This window comes from Oceanobacter kriegii DSM 6294 (assembly GCF_000422845.1).
GTDB classification, from domain to species: Bacteria; Pseudomonadota; Gammaproteobacteria; order Pseudomonadales; family Oceanobacteraceae; genus Oceanobacter; species Oceanobacter kriegii.
This window is the reverse complement of the sequence record NZ_KE383931.1, coordinates 478,882-496,912: the sequence shown is the minus strand read 5'-3', so window position 1 is coordinate 496,912 and position 18,031 is coordinate 478,882. Positions and strand designations below refer to the sequence as shown.

At 54.4% G+C, this 18,031-nt stretch carries 17 protein-coding genes; 16 read left to right on the top strand and 1 reads right to left on the bottom strand.

All coding sequences use genetic code 11. The features are described from left to right. The 14 genes from tsf to rnhB all read left to right on the top strand — a co-directional run bounded on the left by tsf (position 1) and on the right by rnhB (position 13,633). Positions 1–855 carry a translation elongation factor Ts gene (gene tsf / locus G516_RS0115520; protein WP_028294411.1) on the top strand — a complete coding sequence of 285 codons (855 nt, stop codon included), beginning with the start codon at positions 1–3 and terminating at the stop codon, positions 853–855. Positions 856–948: 93 nt separating this feature from the next. Further along, positions 949–1,683 carry a UMP kinase gene (gene pyrH / locus G516_RS0115515; RefSeq protein ID WP_028294410.1) on the top strand — a complete coding sequence of 245 codons (735 nt, stop codon included), beginning with the start codon at positions 949–951 and terminating at the stop codon, positions 1,681–1,683. Positions 1,684–1,685: 2 nt separating this feature from the next. Continuing rightward, complete coding sequence (gene frr / locus G516_RS0115510; protein WP_028294409.1) at positions 1,686–2,243, top strand: ribosome recycling factor; 558 nt, start codon at positions 1,686–1,688, stop codon at positions 2,241–2,243. 9 nt (positions 2,244–2,252) lie between these two features. Then, a complete protein-coding gene (gene uppS / locus G516_RS0115505) occupies positions 2,253–3,020 on the top strand; it encodes a polyprenyl diphosphate synthase (protein WP_028294408.1) in 768 nt (255 codons plus the stop codon). Next, positions 3,013–3,858, top strand: coding sequence for a phosphatidate cytidylyltransferase (locus tag G516_RS0115500; protein WP_028294407.1), 846 nt, complete (start codon positions 3,013–3,015; stop codon positions 3,856–3,858). Before uppS ends, G516_RS0115500 begins: the two co-directional genes overlap by 8 nt. After that, the gene (gene ispC / locus G516_RS0115495; RefSeq protein ID WP_407635454.1) at positions 3,858–5,063 is read left to right on the top strand and encodes a 1-deoxy-D-xylulose-5-phosphate reductoisomerase; all 1,206 of its coding nucleotides are present in this window, start codon (positions 3,858–3,860) and stop codon (positions 5,061–5,063) included. The genes G516_RS0115500 and ispC overlap by 1 nt, the downstream gene beginning before the upstream one ends. After that, complete coding sequence (gene rseP / locus G516_RS0115490) at positions 5,060–6,400, top strand: RIP metalloprotease RseP (protein WP_028294405.1); 1,341 nt, start codon at positions 5,060–5,062, stop codon at positions 6,398–6,400. Before ispC ends, rseP begins: the two co-directional genes overlap by 4 nt. A 35-nt stretch (positions 6,401–6,435) precedes the next feature. Then, a complete protein-coding gene (bamA, locus tag G516_RS0115485; RefSeq protein ID WP_028294404.1) occupies positions 6,436–8,994 on the top strand; it encodes an outer membrane protein assembly factor BamA in 2,559 nt (852 codons plus the stop codon). 35 nt (positions 8,995–9,029) lie between these two features. Further along, positions 9,030–9,521 (top strand): OmpH family outer membrane protein, encoded by a 492-nt coding sequence (locus G516_RS0115480; protein WP_028294403.1) that lies wholly within the window; start codon positions 9,030–9,032, stop codon positions 9,519–9,521. Between the two features lie 39 nt (positions 9,522–9,560). Next, positions 9,561–10,583, top strand: a complete 1,023-nt coding sequence (gene lpxD, locus G516_RS0115475) for a UDP-3-O-(3-hydroxymyristoyl)glucosamine N-acyltransferase (RefSeq protein WP_028294402.1) — start codon at positions 9,561–9,563, stop codon at positions 10,581–10,583. Next, positions 10,583–11,047: a 3-hydroxyacyl-ACP dehydratase FabZ gene (gene fabZ, locus G516_RS0115470; RefSeq protein ID WP_028294401.1), complete on the top strand. Its 465-nt coding sequence runs from the start codon at positions 10,583–10,585 to the stop codon at positions 11,045–11,047. The genes lpxD and fabZ overlap by 1 nt, the downstream gene beginning before the upstream one ends. After that, positions 11,044–11,811 carry an acyl-ACP--UDP-N-acetylglucosamine O-acyltransferase gene (gene lpxA / locus G516_RS0115465; RefSeq protein WP_028294400.1) on the top strand — a complete coding sequence of 256 codons (768 nt, stop codon included), beginning with the start codon at positions 11,044–11,046 and terminating at the stop codon, positions 11,809–11,811. The genes fabZ and lpxA overlap by 4 nt, the downstream gene beginning before the upstream one ends. Further along, entirely contained in the window at positions 11,811–12,947 is a 1,137-nt protein-coding gene (lpxB, locus tag G516_RS0115460; RefSeq protein WP_211225129.1) for a lipid-A-disaccharide synthase, read from the top strand. The genes lpxA and lpxB overlap by 1 nt, the downstream gene beginning before the upstream one ends. A gap of 80 nt (positions 12,948–13,027) precedes the next feature. Next, entirely contained in the window at positions 13,028–13,633 is a 606-nt protein-coding gene (gene rnhB, locus G516_RS0115455; RefSeq protein ID WP_051219493.1) for a ribonuclease HII, read from the top strand. Positions 13,634–13,644: 11 nt separating this feature from the next. Here rnhB and G516_RS22855 read toward each other — a convergent pair whose 3' ends face one another. Continuing rightward, positions 13,645–14,451, bottom strand: a complete 807-nt coding sequence (locus G516_RS22855; RefSeq protein WP_051219492.1) for a lysophospholipid acyltransferase family protein — start codon at positions 14,449–14,451, stop codon at positions 13,645–13,647. Positions 14,452–14,551: 100 nt separating this feature from the next. Here G516_RS22855 and G516_RS0115445 point away from each other — a divergent pair, with 100 nt between their 5' ends. Both G516_RS0115445 and G516_RS0115440 read left to right on the top strand, forming a co-directional pair. Further along, the gene (locus tag G516_RS0115445; RefSeq protein ID WP_028294397.1) at positions 14,552–15,775 is read left to right on the top strand and encodes a BaiN/RdsA family NAD(P)/FAD-dependent oxidoreductase; all 1,224 of its coding nucleotides are present in this window, start codon (positions 14,552–14,554) and stop codon (positions 15,773–15,775) included. A gap of 216 nt (positions 15,776–15,991) precedes the next feature. Beyond that, positions 15,992–17,584 (top strand): isocitrate lyase, encoded by a 1,593-nt coding sequence (locus tag G516_RS0115440; protein WP_028294396.1) that lies wholly within the window; start codon positions 15,992–15,994, stop codon positions 17,582–17,584. Positions 17,585–18,031: the final 447 nt, after the last annotated feature.

Here is an 18,031-nt window from a genome sequence, read left to right as displayed (position 1 = left end):
ATGGCGGGTGTATCTGCTGCTCTGGTAAAAGAACTGCGTGAACGTACTGGTCTGGGCATGCTGGAGTGTAAAAAAGCTCTGGTTGCTAACGACGGTGACATCGACAAGGCAATTGAAGACCTGCGTAAGAACTCTGGTCTGAAAGCTGCCAAGAAAGCTGATCGTACTGCTGCCGAAGGCAAGCTGCGCATCATCACCCAGGACGGTGTGGCTTTCGTTGTTGAAGTTAACTCCGAAACCGACTTCGCCGCTGGCGATGCCAACTTCGCTGCTTTCGCTGATCAGGTTGTTGCCAAACTGGCTGAAACCCGCGAAACCGACGTTGCCAAGCTGATGGAAGGTGAGCTGGAAGAAGCTCGTATGGGTCTGGTTCAGAAGATCGGTGAAAACATCACTGTTCGTCGTCCAGCCGTGATCGAATCTGACGTTGTTGGTGCTTACCTGCACTCCAACGGTAAAGTTGGCTGTGTTGTTGCTCTGAAAGGTGGCAACGAAGAGCTGGCTAAAGACATCGCTATGCACGTTACTGCGTCCAACCCACGCGTTGTACGTCCAGAAGACATGCCAGCTGATGTTGTAGAAGCTGAAAAAGACATCATCAAGGCCCAGCCTGATATGGAAGGCAAGCCTGAAGCCATCGTTGAAAAAATGATGGGTGGCCGTATCAACAAGTTCCTGAAAGAGAACAGCCTGGTTGAACAGCCATTTGTTAAAAACCCTGATCAGACTGTTGGTCAGCTGGCCAAAGCTGCTGATGCCGAAATCGTTACTTTCATCCGTCTGGAAGTAGGTGAAGGCATTGAAGTTGCAGAAGTAGACTTCGCTGCTGAAGTAGCTGCTCAGCTGAAAGGCTGATTTTATTCGGGGCAGGCTTGTCCCTGTCCCAATATTCCATATGCCGGGGTTTCCCGGCATATTTGTATCCGAATTACGCTCACGGAGTCGATCATGTCCAAACACCAAAGCCCTAAATACAAACGTATTCTTCTGAAACTGAGTGGCGAGGCCCTGATGGGCGAGCTCGATTTCGGTATTGACCCCAAGGTACTCGATCGCATGGCGCTCGAAATTGGTCAGCTGAAGGGCATTGGCGTACAGGTCGGTCTGGTGATCGGTGGTGGTAACCTGTTCCGTGGCAAGCAGCTGAGCGAAGCGGGCCTGGATCGCGTTGCTGGCGACCACATGGGCATGCTGGCGACTGTAATGAACGCGCTGGCCATGCGTGATGCGTTGGAACGTGCCAACATCACCACTCGTGTGATGTCCGCCATTCCAATGAGCGGTGTGGTTGATCACTACGATCGCCGTAGCGCCATCCGCGCGCTGGAGCAGGGTGATGTGGTTATTTTCTCTGCCGGTACCGGCAACCCGTTCTTCACAACCGACTCTGCAGCCTGTTTGCGTGGTATTGAGATCAATGCCGACGTGGTAATGAAAGCCACCAACGTCGATGGTGTGTATACTTCGGATCCGAAAAAAGACCCGACCGCCACCAAGTACGACAGCCTGACCTATCAGGAAGTACTGGAGAAGCAGCTGGGCGTGATGGATCTCACGGCGATTTGTCTGGCGCGAGACCACAGCATGCCACTGCGTGTATACGATATGAATGAAATGGGAGTGCTGGCCCGTCTGGTTACTGGCGGCAGTGACGGTACTCTGATTGTTAGTGAGGAAAACTGAGCATGATCGAAGAAATCAAGCAAGACGCCGACGAACGTATGCAGAAGAGCATTGGCGCTCTGTTGGAAGCTTTCAAGCGTGTCCGTACTGGCCGTGCCAATCCAGCCATCCTGGATAACATCAAGGTAGATTACTACGGTACCGAGACTCCGGTTGCCCAGGCTGCCAACATCATCGTTGAAGACGGCCGTACACTGGCGATCAACCCTTGGGAAAAGAACATGGTGCAGGTTATCGAACGCGCCATTCTGAAATCCGATCTGGGCCTGAACCCGAACACCTCCGGCGACACCATTCGCCTGGCCATGCCAATGCTGACTGAAGAAACCCGTAAGGATTTCATCAAGCAAGCTCGTGCGGAAGCTGAAAAGGGCCGTGTCTCTATCCGTAACATCCGTCGTGATGCCAACAGCAGCATCAAGGATCTTCTGAAAGAGAAAATGATCTCTGAAGACGAAGAGCGCGGCGGTGAAGATCAGATCCAGAAACTGACCGACAAGTACATTGCTCAGGTTGAAGAGCATCTGGCTCAGAAAGAAAAGGACCTCATGGAGGTCTGATCAGTCCGGATGTCTACCAGTATCAATGATCAGGGTGCAGCTCAGGGCTGCGCCCCCCGGCACGTTGCCATCATCATGGATGGCAACAACCGCTGGGCCAAAAAACGCCTGATGCCAGGCATCGCTGGCCATAAGGCTGGCGTTGACGCGGTGAAAAAAGTGGTTGAGCAGTCTGCCCGTGAAGGGGTAGAAGTGCTGACTCTTTTTGCTTTCTCCAGTGAAAACTGGCGCCGCCCTGCCAACGAGGTCTCTGCCCTGATGCAGCTGTTTACCATTGCGCTTGAGCGCGAGGTGAAACGCTTGCATCGCAACAATCTGAAATTGATTGTGATGGGTGACAAGACCGGATTCTCCGAACGTATCCAGAAGCTGATTCGTGACGCCGAAACGCTCACGGCCAACAACACCGGTCTGACGCTGGTTGTTGCTGCCAATTATGGCGGTCAGTGGGACATTGCCCAGGCCTGTAAACAGGTTGCATTGGCGGTACGTGACGGCTCGCTGGACCCTGACACCATCGACGAGCAGACCATTCATCGCTACACCTGGTTGAATGAACTGCCTGCCCCGGATCTGATGATTCGGACCGGTGGAGAGCAGCGAATCAGTAACTTCATGCTGTGGCAAGCCGCCTACAGTGAACTTTATTTCAGTCCCGTTTTCTGGCCTGACTTCAAGGAAGACGAATATCGCAAGGCGCTGGATGCTTTTTATTCCAGAACCCGACGCTTTGGCCGAACGGACGACCAGTTGAAGGAATCTGCTGGCAGTGTTTAAACAGCGTGTCATCACCGCTCTGGTGCTTGCTCCCTTGATGATCATCGGCATTTTCTTCTTGCCGCTGAAACAATTCGCCATTTTTATCGCCGCTATTGCGACGCTCGGAGCCTGGGAATGGGCCAATATCGCCGGCTATGAACGGCGTTGGGGCCGTGTTGGCTACGCCTTTCTGGTGTTTGTGTGCTTGTACATAACCGCCAGAGCCTACTACTTCATCCCCGAGGTGGTGGTGTATTTCCTCACTGTCGGAGCCTTCTGGTGGGTCATCGCCTTTGCGTTGGTTCGCCATTACCCACAAGGAACCTCGCTTTGGACCTCGCGGCCGATCCGGGCCATCCTTGGTTTGTGCGTGTTGCTGCCCATGTGGGTTGGCTTTATGCATCTGAAAATGCAGCCGCACAGTTCATTGCTGATTGTGTTCGTCATGCTGATTGTCTGGGGCGCCGATACCGGTGCTTATTTTGCGGGCAAGAAGTGGGGCAACAGCAAACTGGCGCCGAACGTCAGTCCGGGCAAGTCCTGGGCCGGTTTCTGGGGTGGTCTGGTGACCTCCGCGGTGGTGGCCTTGCTGTTCGGTTTGGGGCTGGATCGCTGGTTGCAGTCAATGAGTCAGGCCGACTACGTGCAAATGGTGGTGATTGCCATGGTGACCATGGTGGTGTCTGTACTGGGTGATCTGGTCGAAAGCATGATGAAACGTCACCGCGGCATCAAGGACAGCTCCTCGCTGTTGCCGGGTCATGGGGGTGTGCTGGACCGCATCGACAGCATGGCTGCCGCGGTACCTGTCTTCGCCTTGTGCATCTATTTGCTTGATTGGGGATTTGCCAAGTGATCAACAACGTCACCGTGCTGGGGTCGACCGGTTCCATTGGTTGTAGCACGCTGGATGTGATTGCTCGTCACCCGGACAAATACCGCGCCTTTGCCCTGACGGCCTCCAGCAGCGCTGACAAGATGGCCGAGCAGGTACTGCAGTTTGAGCCGGTCTTTGCGGTGATGGCCAATGAAGACGCGGCGGCCAGGCTTAAAACCTTGCTGCCTTCCAATCATGCAACACAGGTACTGGCCGGTGCCGACAATCTTGCCATGGTGTCGCGTCATGACGACGTGCATCAGGTGATGGCGGCCATTGTTGGTGCGGCAGGTTTGTTGCCAACACTGGCGGCGGCGCAGGCGGGCAAACGGGTGTTGCTGGCCAACAAGGAAGCGCTGGTCATGGCTGGGCCGCTGTTTATGCAGGCGGTCCGTGATGGCGGTGCTGAGCTGCTGCCCATCGACAGTGAGCACAACGCCATTTTTCAGTCGATGCCAGTGGCTTACTCGGGAGACTTCTCCCAACACGGTATTCGCAAGATTTTGCTGACAGCCTCCGGTGGTCCGTTTCGGGGTTGGGCGGCAGACAAACTGGATGCCGTTACCCCTGCGCAGGCGGTGGCGCATCCCAATTGGTCAATGGGGCAGAAGATCTCCGTCGATTCTGCCACCTTGATGAACAAGGGCCTTGAGTTGATTGAGGCTTGTTTCCTGTTTAACTGTGCAGCCAATGACGTGCAGGTGGTGGTTCACCCGCAAAGCGTGATTCACAGCATGGTGCAATACAACGACGGTTCGGTGATTGCCGAACTGGGACAGCCCGATATGCGCACCCCGATTGCCTATGGCATGGCGTGGCCTGAGCGTATCGAAGCGGGTGTGGCATCGTTGGATCTGTTCGAGATTGCCCGACTTGATTTTGAACCCGCCGATGAAGTGACCTTCCCGGCGCTGGCACTTGCCCGTCAGGCGTTTGAAACCGGCATGACCATGCCCGCGGTGCTGAATGCGGCCAATGAAGTGGCGGTGGATGCATTTTTGCGGGAACAAATTGCCTTTACTGACATTCCAAGGCTGGTTCAGTCGGTCATGGCCGAGCACGTGCCGGTGGCTATTGGTCATTTGGACACCGTGTTGGCGGCCGACGAGTGGGCGCGTGAGACGGCCAATCGGCTGCTCACCAAAGACTTTCCGCACGCTGGTTTGAATGAGGTAGGTTCGTGACAATCCTGTGGTTTATCGTCGCCATCAGCCTGTTGGTGGTGGTGCATGAATACGGCCATTTCTGGGCTGCTCGTCGCTGTGGCGTCAAGGTGCTGAGATTTTCCGTCGGTTTCGGTAAACCCCTGTTTGAGGTCAAGGACAAACTGGGCACGGCCTACTCGGTGGCCCCTTTGCCGCTGGGTGGCTACGTCAAAATGCTCGACGAGCGTGAAACCCCGGTGGCCGATAACCTGCGCCACGAAAGTTTCAATTCCAAAACCGTCGCCCAGCGTAATTTCATTGCGGCTGCCGGTCCCTTCGCGAACTTTATTTTTACCATTGTGGTGTATTGGCTGTTGTATGCCATCGGCACCACAGGTGTCATTTCGCAAATTGGTGACGTTACCCCGGACTCGGTTGCCTGGCAGGCCGGTGTGCAGTCTGGTGATCGTATTGTTGCGGTCGATGGCCATGAAACCTCAACCTGGGAAGACGTGAACTGGCGTTTGATCGACCATCTGGGCGAGACCGGCCAGATTGAGCTTTCGCTGCAAGACAGCAACCGCATTGTGCGAGAAGTCAGTCTGCCGATTGAAAACTGGCAGTCAGACACCGATCAGCCAGACCTGATGGGCAGTCTTGGGTTTCAGCCTCGCCGTCTGGAAGTACCGGCTCTGATTGGTTCGGTGGTTGAAGACAGTGCCGCCGAGCAAGCCGGTCTGCAAGTGGGTGACAAGGTGGTTGCTGTTGATGGCGAAGATGTAAAGGATTGGTTTGATTGGGTCAGGATTGTTCAGCAAAGCCCGGGTCAGACCCTGCTGACCACCGTTCAGCGTGATGGCAGTACCATCGAATTGCAGCTGACGCCGGGCTCCCGCGAACAGGCCGATGGCGAAGTCACTGGCTTTGCCGGAGTCGGTACGGTACAGCCGGAAGTGCCGTCTTCATGGCTCAGTACCAGCTCTCTGGACCCGTTCTCGGCGTTTCTGAAAGCTTGCTCAAAAACGTGGGATCTTATTGTTTTTACTCTGGAATCTCTCTGGAAAATGCTGGCTGGGGATCTCTCGGTAAAGAACTTGAGTGGCCCAATCACCATTGCTAAAGTAGCCGGCGCTTCGGCGTCGGGCGGGGTTGAATCCTTTGTTCAATTCCTCGCCTTGCTGAGTGTTTCGCTTGGCGTTCTCAATCTGCTGCCAGTGCCTATGCTGGATGGTGGTCATATTGTGTTCAATACGATTGAGGGCATCATTGGCAAGCCGGTACCTGAACGGGTACAGGCGGTTGCCATGCAGGTAGGGATTTTTCTGCTGTTCAGTCTGATGGCAGTGGCTTTCTACAACGATATTGGTCGGCTCTGATCCCTCGGGGCCTCGAAACTGGATTTACGTATTTCATGCGCTCGCTGTTTTTAACCCTGGTGCTGGGGCTGGTTTCTTCTGCCGCTCTGGCGGATTCCTTTGTTATTGAAGACATTCGCCTGGAAGGTTTGCAGCGGGTCTCCGCCGGTACGGTGTTTGAACGTTTGCCTGTTGCGGTTGGCGATGCGGTCGACAGTGAGCGTCTGGCGTCGGTATCCAGCCGTTTGTTCGCAACCGGGCTGTTCAACGACATCCAGTTGTACCGCGATGGTAATGTGCTGATTTTCCAATTGGTTGAACTGCCGACCATCACCTCGCTGGAGCTGGACGGTAACTCTGCGATTCCCGACGATGTGCTGCTGGATAACCTGAAGACGGCGGGTCTGTCAGAAGGCATGGTGTTCAAGCGCTCGACGCTGGAGCGTATCGCGCTGGAACTGGAGCGCCAGTACGTTATTCAGGGCCGCTACGACGCCAAAATCACCACCGAAGTGGAGCCGCTGCCACGTAACCGTGTTGGCCTGACCATCAAGGTAGACGAGGGCAACGTTGCCAAGATTGCCCATATCAACATCGTTGGTAACCAGGCGTTTTCCGACGACGAGCTGTTGGGTCAGCTGACTCTGCAGGAATCCAACTTCTGGTCCTGGTACGCCGGTGATAATAAATACTCCCGCGAAAAACTGACCGCCGATCTCGAAAGTCTGCGCTCCTGGTACTACGACCGCGGTTACCTGCGCTTTAACATCGAAGCCACCCAGGTTTCTCTGGCGCCGGAAAAAGACGGTGTTTACATCACCATCAGTGTGTCCGAAGGCGAGGTGTACACCATTCGTGACATCAAGCTGGCCGGTAATCTGGTGCTGGATGAAGACAAGTTCACCAAACTCTACAAGATTGAAAGTGGTGAGACCTTCTCTCGCCGCAAGGTGATTGCCAGCAGCGAGGCGATGATTCGCTTGTTGGGTAACGATGGTTACACCTTTGCCAAGGTTGACGGTAATCCGACGCCAGACGATGACTCGCTGGAAGTAGACGTCACCTTCTTCGTTGAACCGGGCCGTCGCACCTACGTGCGCAGCATCAACATCACCGGTAACGAAACTACCGAAGACGAAGTACTGCGTCGTGAGATGGTTCAGATGGAAGGCGGCTGGGCGTCTACCGACAAGATTGAAGCCGGTAAAAACCGCCTGAACCAGCTGGGCTTCTTCAAGTCCGTCACCGTCGATACCCCATCTGTTCCGGGTGAAGATGACCTGATTGATGTGAACTACAACGTTGAAGAGCAGCTCAACGGCAGCCTCAACTTCAACATCGGTTATGCCGGCGGCAGCGGTATGATTCTGGGCGCCAGTGTCAGCCAGAATAACTTCCTCGGCACCGGTAACCGCATGAGCATGAGTGTTCAGAAAAACAATACCGTGCAGTCGTACAACTTCTCGTTCTACGACCCGTACTACACCATTCATGGTGTTAGCCGTGGCTTTAACCTGTTCTACCGTGAAACCGACTACGAAAGCCTTAGCACCGTCAGCGATTACCAGACCAACGCCAAAGGCGGTAACGTCACCTTCGGTTACCCGATTTCCCGTCAGCAGCGTTTGTCGGCCAGCGTTGGCTACACCAATACCCGCATGTTTGAAGGTTCAACCGTACCGGCTGAAATCCTCGAGTTCCTGGATGAAAATGGCGACGACTTCGACGAATACACCCTGGGTCTGAACTGGCGTTTCAATGGCCTCAACCGAGGCATGTTCCCGACCGATGGTATGGAACACAAACTGTCCCTCGACATCGGCGTGCCAGGCAGCGACCTGACCACCTACAAGATTGGCTACACCGCCAACTATTATTTCCCGATTGTTGGCGACTGGTCGTTCCGCATCCGTACCGAGTTGGGTTACGGCAACGGCTACGGCAAAACCGAACGTCTGCCGTTCTTCAAGAACTACCGCTCCGGTGGTCTGGGTTCGATCCGTGGTTACAGCTCCAACAGCCTGGGACCAAAAGGTCTGCCTGAGTACACCGTAGTGCCGGTTGCCGAAACCGACAGCAATGGCGACGTAGTGTACGAGACCGACGATCTGGGTCGTCCGGTATACGACAGCGATGCGCCAACCGTGGTGTACACCACCGACGAAGACGGTGCTGCTGAAAGTCATTCGAACTCCAGCCAGTACAAGCCTGTCTACAAGACCGGTACCGACGGTTCGGTTGAAACGGCTCCGGCGTATTACGAGTCCCCGGCTTCCCTGGGTGGCAATATGCTGGCAGAAACATCGTTCGAACTGATTTTCCCATTCCCGTTTGTTGAAGATCGCAGCCAACTGCGTAGTGTGGCCTTCTTCGACGCCGGTAATGCGTTTACGGACTACTGTTACACCCCGAATGACGCTGACGTGCCAAATCTGACCAGCCATCCGTACTGTGATACCGGCTTTAATTTGTCGGACATGCGTTTGAGTACCGGTATTGGTGTGACCTGGATTACGGCGATTGGTCCGTTGACGTTTGTGTATTCGATCCCGCTGAACGATCAGCGTAACGACGATACAGAAGGCTTCGAGTTCTCTCTGGGTCAGGTCTTCTAACGAATTAATTTACTGCTTGTTTAAGGAGCACCGGAATGCGTTTTGTTGTACTGATGATGGTTGCGCTGCTGTCGCCACTGGCGATGGCAGAAGCCAAGGTTGGCGTAGTGGATATGGAACGTGCACTGTTCCTGTCTGACGATGCCAAGGAAGCATCGAAAAAGTTTGAAGCCGACAACGCGGAAGCCATTGGCAAGGTGAAAGACCTGGAAGGCCAGCTGGTTGCGATGCGTGAAAAGCGCGAAAAAGACTCTGCCATCATGAGCCAGGCTGAACTGGACAAGCTGGCGGCGGACTTTGAAGAAAAAGCCCGTGAGCGTCAGTTCTACATGGAAAAACTGCAGAAACAGGATCAGGCCTGGCGTCAGCAGTTCTTCCGTTCCAAACTGCCAGAGCTGGAAGAGGTTCTGAAAGCGATTATTGAAGACGGCAAGTACGATGTTGTCTTGCAGGCCGGTGCGGTTGTGTACAGCAACCCGACCGTTGACCTGACCAAGCCACTGCTTGAGCGTTTGAACAAAAAGTAATCAGCTGGTCTGATTGCCTGATTTGAAAAGGAATACCGAATGGAGCTGACCGCTTCCCAACTTGCCGACCATCTGGGCGCAGAACTGCGCGGTGATGGAAACCTTGTCATCCGGGGAGTGGCTGCTCTGGCTGCTGCCAGCAGCGAGCAGGTTGCCTTCCTGTCCGACCCAGCCTATCAAAAGGATCTGGCGGTGACGGCGGCGGGTGCCGTGATCATCAAGCCGGAACTGGCCGACCAGGTTACCGGTGTGGCGTTGATCACCGACAACCCGTATCTGGCCTTCGCCCGTACCACCCAGTTGTTCGACAACCGTCCAGCCCCTTCCCGCAGCATTCACCCGACCGCTGTGATTGAAGAGGGCGCGGTGATTGGCGAAAACGTCTCTATTGGCCCCAATGCCGTGATTGGCAAACGCACCGTGATTGGTGCCGATACCGAAATCGGCGCCTGCTGTGTGGTTGGCGACGACTGTGTCATTGGCGACAACTGTATCTTGAATCCCAACGTTACTCTCTATTATCAGGTAACACTTGGGCACCGTGTTCGAGTACAATCCGGCACCGTTATTGGCGCCGATGGTTTCGGCTACGCGCCAGATCAGGGACGCTGGGAACGCATTGCCCAATTGGGTGGTGTGCGCATTGGTAATGACGTTGAAATCGGTTCCAATACCTGCATCGACCGTGGTGCGTTGGGCGATACCGTGATTGCCGATAATGTTATTCTGGATAACCTGATTCAGATTGCCCACAACTGTGAAATCGGAGAAGGGACCGCCATGGCAGGCTGTGTTGGTCTTGCCGGTAGCACCAAAGTGGGTAAACACTGCACCATCGCCGGTGGTGCAGGTCTGGCTGGCCATATGAGCCTGGCCGACGGTGTGCATATCATGGGTATGACACTGGTAACGAATTCTATTGATGAGCCGGGTGTGTACGCATCGGGCACATCGCATATGCCTGCAAAACAGTGGCGTCGTAACGCTGCACGATTTAAACAGCTCGATTCAATAGCCAAGCGGCTGCAGAAACTAGAGAAAAGCCAAGAAGGTAACGCTTGATGTACCCTCAACCAATTCAGACCGTTCAGGAATTTTTGCCACATCGTTATCCATTCCTGTTGGTCGACCGTATCAATGACGTAGACCTTGATGCCGAAGAAGGCCCGGTGATCCGCGCCCTCAAGAACGTCACCATTAACGAAGAATTTTTCAATGGTCACTTCCCGGGCCACCCGGTGATGCCAGGCGTACTGCTGCTGGAAGCCATGGCACAGTCCGCAGGTCTGCTGGGTATGACCATGCTGGGCGGCGAACGCGACCCGAACATGCTGTACTACTTTGCCGGTGCTGATAACGTCCGTTTCAAGCGTCCGATTGTGCCGGGTGACCAGGTGATTCTGGAAGCGCGCTTTGTGAACAGCCGTCGTGGTATCTGGAAGTTCGATTGTCGCTCTCTGGTTGATGGTGAAGTGGCTTGCGCCGCTTTGATTACCTGTGCCGAACGAGTAATGGAGCCAGCATGATCCATCCTACGGCCATCATTGATCCAGCCGCCCGCATTGCCGACAACGTAGAAATCGGCCCGTACTCCATTGTGGGTGCGGATGTGGAGATTGGCGAAGGTTGTGTGATTGGACCGCATGTGGTGATCCAGGGACCGACACACATCGGCAAGGGCAACCGGATTTTCCAGTTTGCGACCATTGGCGAAGCGTGCCAGGACAAGAAATACGCTGGTGAGCCGACCCGTCTGGTGATTGGCGACAACAACGTGATTCGTGAAAGCTGCACCTTTCACCGCGGTACCGTGCAGGACAACAGCGAAACACGGGTTGGCAGCAATAACCTGTTTATGGTCAACGTCCACGTTGCCCATGACTGCGTGATTGGTGACAACTGTATTTTTGCCAACGACACCAATCTGGCTGGCCACGTAGTCGTCGACGACTGGGCCATTCTGGGTGGTGCCACCCAGGTTCATCAGTTCTGCCGCATCGGTGCCCACGTGATGGCGGGTGCCGGTACTGTGGTCCTGAAGGACATTCCAGCCTATGTTATGGCGCTGGGTTACCCGGCAACACCGCACGGTATTAACTCCGAAGGTTTGCGTCGTCGTGGTTTCACGGCCGAGCAAATCAGTGCAGTGAAAACCGCCTACAAAGTGGTTTATCGTCAGGGGCTGACCAGTGCCGAAGCGCTGGAAAAACTGCAGACTCTGGAAGTTGATTCAGCCGCCCAGCTGCTGGTCGACAGTGTTAAGGCTGCTACCCGCGGAATCATCAGATAGTGAAACGGATTGCGATTGTTGTTGGTGAGACATCCGGCGATATGCTGGGTGCTGGCCTGCTGAAAGCACTCAAGGAAAAGTACCCCGATGCCACCTTCGAGGGCATCGGTGGTCCTTTGATGCAAGCGCATGGCTTTGACAGCCTGTATCCGATGGAGCGCCTGTCGGTGATGGGGCTTGTGGAAGTGCTGGGCCGCCTTGGCGAGCTTTTGAAAATCCGCAAGAGCCTGATCCGTCGCTGGATCGATAATCCTCCCGACGTCATGATTGGCATCGACGCCCCGGACTTTAACCTGACGCTGGAGCAGAAGCTCAAGGCCAAAGGCATCAAGACCGTACATTACGTCAGCCCGTCGGTTTGGGCCTGGCGGCAAAAACGCGTTATCAAGGTTGGCAAAGCCGTTGACCTGATGCTGACGCTGTTCCCGTTTGAAGCCAAGTTCTACGAAGACCACCAGATTCCGGTGCGATTCGTGGGTCATCATCTGGCCGATAAAATCCCATTCGATACCCCGAAAACCCCGGCTCGCGAAGCGCTGGGGCTGGACGTCAGCAAGCCGATTGCCTGTTTGATGCCGGGCAGTCGTGGTGGTGAAGTGGATCGTATGGGGCCGGTGTTTATGGACACCGCCCAGCTGATGTTGCAGCAACGCTCCGATTTGCAGTTTGTGATTCCGGCGGCCAGTGTCGAACGACGCGAGCAATTGGAAAGCCAGCTGGCTGAAATGCCAGAGAAACTGCCGCTGAAAATTGTGCTGGGGCAGTCGCAGCAATGCATGGCCGCTTCGGACGTGATTTTGCTGGCATCCGGTACGGCGACGCTGGAAGCCATGTTGCTGAAGCGCCCTATGGTGGTCAGCTACAAGGTGAACGCGATTACGGCCTTCCTGCTTCGGCGGATGCTGAAACAACCGTTTATTGCCTTACCTAATCTGCTGGCTGGCAGACAGGTAGTGCCGGAAGTTCTTCAGGAAGCAGCAACGCCGGTGCGTCTGGCGGAAGAAATGATGCGCAACCTGGAAGACCAGCAAACCCGTCATCAGCTGCATGAAACCTTTCAGTTTATCCATCGTCAGCTGAAACGCAGCGCCGACGAAGAAGCAGCCAACGCCATCATTGAATTGATCGAAGGCTGATTCCATCCTCATCGGGTCATTCAGGCAGCGGCTTGTGTGTCCTGATGAACTCTTCTTTATCTCCTCTTTGCGGTATTCCCATGATTGAACAGGAACAACAACTGGTCGAACAGGGCCTGCGTTATTGCGGCGTTGACGAAGCGGGCGCCGGCCCTTTGTGTGGCGATGTCGTGGCGGCGGCGGTGGTATTGGACCCAGCCCGACCGATTGAAGGTCTGAACGACTCCAAGAAACTGACTGAAAAGCGCCGCGAGGCACTCTACGACGAAATTCTGGCCAAGGCCGCAGACTTTGCCATTGCCCGTTCGACCGTGGAAGAAATTGACGACATCAATATTCTCAACGCCCGCATGCTGGCGATGACCCGTGCGGTGGAAGGTCTGGGTGACAAGCCGGAGCATGCCTTGATTGACGGCAACAAGCTACCAGAACTGGATATGGATGCGACGGCCATCATCAAGGGCGATAGTCAGGTGATGGCCATTGCCGCAGCGTCGATTCTGGCCAAGGTCACCCGTGACCGTGAAATGCTGGAGATGGAAGAGCAATACCCGGGTTACGGCTTTGCCAAACACAAGGGGTATGGCACCAAGGCGCATCTGGAAGCGTTGCAGGCGCTTGGGCCATGCGCCATTCACCGCCGCAGTTACGCGCCGGTGAAGAAGCTGTTACTGGAATCTGAATAAGCGGGTTCTGGTCAGCGATCAAATTTCTGCTGCTGACAGTAGGTCGCCTCACGCACCAGATCGCGCAGCGCCTCATCATTCTCGGTCGCGGCAATCACGTCCGGGCTGATCACGTCGCCAATCCCAATGTGAATGGTTGAACGGCGCTTTTTCAGAAACTCGGCCGGAATCCGCATGGTGCGCAGGGCAGGATTGATTTTGCCCAGCAGGTGAAAACTGCGGCTGTTGGAGCCGTGGAAGTATACCGGGATGACGGGCACATTGGCCTTGCGAATCAGGCGCATGCTGGAAATCGGCCATTGCTTGTCAGCAATGCCTTGCTGACCCGGATACCAGGTGGACACTTCACCCGCCGGGAACAGCCCAAGGCCCTTGCCCTGCTTGATTTGCGCCAGTGATTTACGCATGCCGCCCATGCCTTTGGGGCCACGGTTTTCAAACGGGTTCACGGTGATGAACAGGTCTGAGATTGGCGCAAAGTAGCTCAACAGGAAATTGGCGACCACGCGAAAATCAGGCCGGATACGGCAGATGATCAGCAGCAGGATCACGCCATCAAGAAACCCGAACGGGTGATTGGATACCGTAATAAATGGACCTTCCTTCGGAATCACCTTACGCAAAGCGTCGATGTCGTAGTCCAGTTTGATATCGAGGTAGGCAAGGCAATCTTCGATCATGTCGATGCCTTGCTTGTGCTCCAGTTTGTCGTAAATGCGAACCATGGTGGGTCCTTTCAACAAACGCAGCAGCATATTCAATTTGAATGGGGAGAGTTTGGTCGCTTCCAGTAGTCCCTGGCGATCAAATAACTCCATAGCGTCTTTCCCGTCGTGGTATCGAATCGCTGGCATAATACCAGCCATCGAAGGGGCGGCAAGCGCCAACAATGCAATGAACTGAATTAAGGTAATCCCTGTGACAGAGACTGACGTAGTCGTTATTGGCGCTGGTGCCGCCGGCCTGATGTGTGCGGCATTGACAGCCGCATCCGGCAAGCAGGTGCTGGTACTGGATCATGCCAACCGGGCGGGCAAAAAGATTTTGATGTCGGGTGGCGGCCGCTGCAATTTCACCAATTACTACGTCGAGCCCAACCGTTATCTCAGCCACAATCCACATTTCTGCAAATCCGCACTGAGCCAATACACCCAGTGGGATTTCATTGCCCTGGTTGACCAGTACGGCATTCCTTACCACGAGAAAAAAGACGGTCAGCTGTTTTGTGACAACAAGGCCGTCGACATCCTCAATATGCTGCTGAACGAATGCGAGGTTGCAGGGGCATATATTCGTTTGTCGACCGCCATTGATGCCGTGACAAGACGTGAGGACGGCCGCTTTGAGCTGCTTACCCATCAGGTTAGAAATCCTGATCAGCCCCCCGAGACGGTTGTGGCCAATAAACTGGTGGTCGCCACTGGTGGCCCATCCATTCCGACACTGGGAGCAACGGGTTTTGGTTTTCAGCTGGCGAAAGACTTTGGCCTCAAGGTGTATGAACCGGTAGCGGCGTTGGTGCCGTTCACCCTGACCAGCCAGTTGAAGCAGTTGTGTATCGATTTGGCAGGCAACGCCTGTCGGGTTGACGTGAGCTGTAATGGTCAATCCTTCCTTGATGACATGCTGTTTACTCATCGGGGCCTCAGTGGCCCGGCCATGTTGCAGATATCCAGTTACTGGCAATCGGGCGATAGCTTGCAGATCGACCTGCTGCCAGGACTGGATGCCGCCGAGCAGCTGCGTGCCGACCAGCACAGTAATCCCAAACAACAGTTGAAAACCTGGTTAAGCCACAAGCTCAATCAGGCGATTGCCGATAAATGGCTGGCAGCGATGGCATTCCAGGCTGACGCAACGCTTGCGAGCCTCAATGGCCAGCAAATGGACGCATTGGCAGATGCGCTGCACAAATGGCAGGTAAAACCTTCAGGCACCGAGGGCTACCGCACGGCGGAAGTGGCGCTCGGTGGGGTGGATACCGACGAATTATCCTCCAAAACCATGCAATGCAAGCAGGTGGAAGGTCTCTACTTTATTGGAGAAGTGGTTGATGTCACAGGACATTTGGGTGGATTCAACTTCCAGTGGGCGTGGTCCAGCGCATGGGTGGCCGCCCGAAGTCTGATTGCCGATTGCTGAATCGCAGGAAATGAGCTGTTTACCGCTACTTTGGTAATAACCGGTTCATACCAAGGAATAACATTTCCGATGTGAATTGCAGATATACGATCTATTGATTTCAATTATGGTTTTGTTCTCCATAGTATTGGTCTCAAGCAGAGCCGAGCATCCCATCTACAATAAGCGGGAGCCGGTACTGAATACCCCAAAACGCTATGACAAAGGACGAAACCCATGTCTGCATACCAGAATGACATCAAAGCAGTTGCTGCACTGAAAGAAGCCGCTGGCGCTGGCTGGTCTGGCATTTCCGAACAAGCCGTTGCACGTATGCGTGCCCAGAACAAGTTCAAGACTCACCTGGACATTGCCAAGTACACCGCCAAGGTGATGCGTGAAGACATGGCCGCCTACGACGCTGACAGCTCTCAGTACACTCAGTCTCTGGGTTGCTGGCACGGTTTCGTTGGTCAGCAGAAGATGATTTCTATCAAGAAGCACTTCGGCAACACCAACCGTCGTTACCTGTACCTGTCTGGCTGGATGGTTGCTGCCCTGCGCTCCCAGTTCGGTCCTCTGCCTGACCAGTCCATGCACGAGAAAACAGTGGTTGCTGGCCTGATCGAAGAACTGTACACCTTCCTGCGTCAAGCTGATGCTCGTGAACTGGATCTGCTGTTCCGTCAGCTGGATGCCGCCAACGAAGCGGGCGACAGCGCCAAGGCTGCTGAAGTTCAGGCGTTGATCGATAACCACGAAACTCACGTAGTGCCGATCATTGCTGACATCGATGCCGGTTTCGGTAACGAAGAAGCCACTTACCTGATGGCCAAGCAGATGATCGAAGCGGGTGCTTGCTGCATCCAGATCGAAAACCAGGTTGCTGACGAGAAGCAGTGTGGTCACCAGGACGGTAAGGTTACCGTTCCTCACGATGACTTCCACGCCAAGCTGCGCGCTGTTCGCTACGCCTTCCTGGAGCTGGGTGTTGACGACGGTGTGATCGTTGCCCGTACCGACTCCCTGGGTGCTGGCCTGACCAAGCAGATTGCTACTGTTAAGACTCCTGGCGATCAGGGCGATATCTACAACAGCTTCCTGGACGTTGAAGAAATCACCGTTGACCAGATGCAGCAGGGTGATGTTGTGATCAACCAGAACGGCAAGCTGGTTCGTCCTAAGCGTCTGCCTTCCGGTCTGTTCCAGTTCCGTCAGGGCACCGGTGAAGACCGTTGTGTATTCGACTGTATCGAAGCTCTGAAAGCCGGCGCTGACCTGCTGTGGATCGAAACCGAGAAGCCACACGTTGGTCAGATCGGCGGCATGGTTAACCGTATCCGTGAAGAAGTGCCGAATGCCAAGCTGGTTTACAACAACAGCCCAAGCTTCAACTGGACCATGAGCTTCCGTCAGCAGGTATTCGATGCCTGGACTGAAGAAGGTAAGGACGTTTCTGCCTACGATCGCGCTGGTCTGATGAGCGTTGAGTACGATGAGTCTGAACTGGCCATCGAAGCTGACCGTCGTATCCAGAGCTTCCAGGCTGACGCAGCACGTGAAGCAGGTATCTTCCACCACCTGATCACTCTGCCGACTTACCACACTGCAGCTCTGTCTACTGACAACCTGGCCAAGCGTTACTTCGGTGAAGAAGGCATGCTGGGCTACGTGAAGCAGGTACAGCGTGAAGAGATCCGTCAGGGTATCGCTTGTGTGAAACACCAGAACATGGCCGGTTCCGACCTGGGTGACGCTCACAAGGAATACTTCTCCGGTGAAAACGCTCTGAAAGCGTCTGGTAAAGACAACACCATGAACCAGTTCTAAGAGCAGTCGGTTCACAGAAAGCCGCAGCGGGGCAACCTGCTGCGGTTTTTTTGTGTCTTGTTTGCGGGGACGGTTTTAAATTTCCTTAACTGTCAAAATGTAACGTCCAGCTCCATTGAAAAGTGATAGCCGTGGTTTTTTGTTTTTCCCGGTTGAAGTGGGGAAGTGAAAACTCACTGGTATTTACAATGTGTTAGTTCTAAATGACTTTCTATTGCTGATCAGTAGTTCATTTATTCATTGTTTGCTACCAGTTATCGTTTGTTACGAAAAACCTCTGCCTTGTGTTGCGTCGTATGACTATACTCCGGGCCCATAATATTCATTTTATGGCCTCCCAGGATCTTCTTGATAACTCTGGCAACCTGTAAGCTCACCCGATGGGGACGGTTGGCTGTGCAGGTATTGCACTGCGGGTTATCCAAAGCATCCCCCGGGGCACAAAGA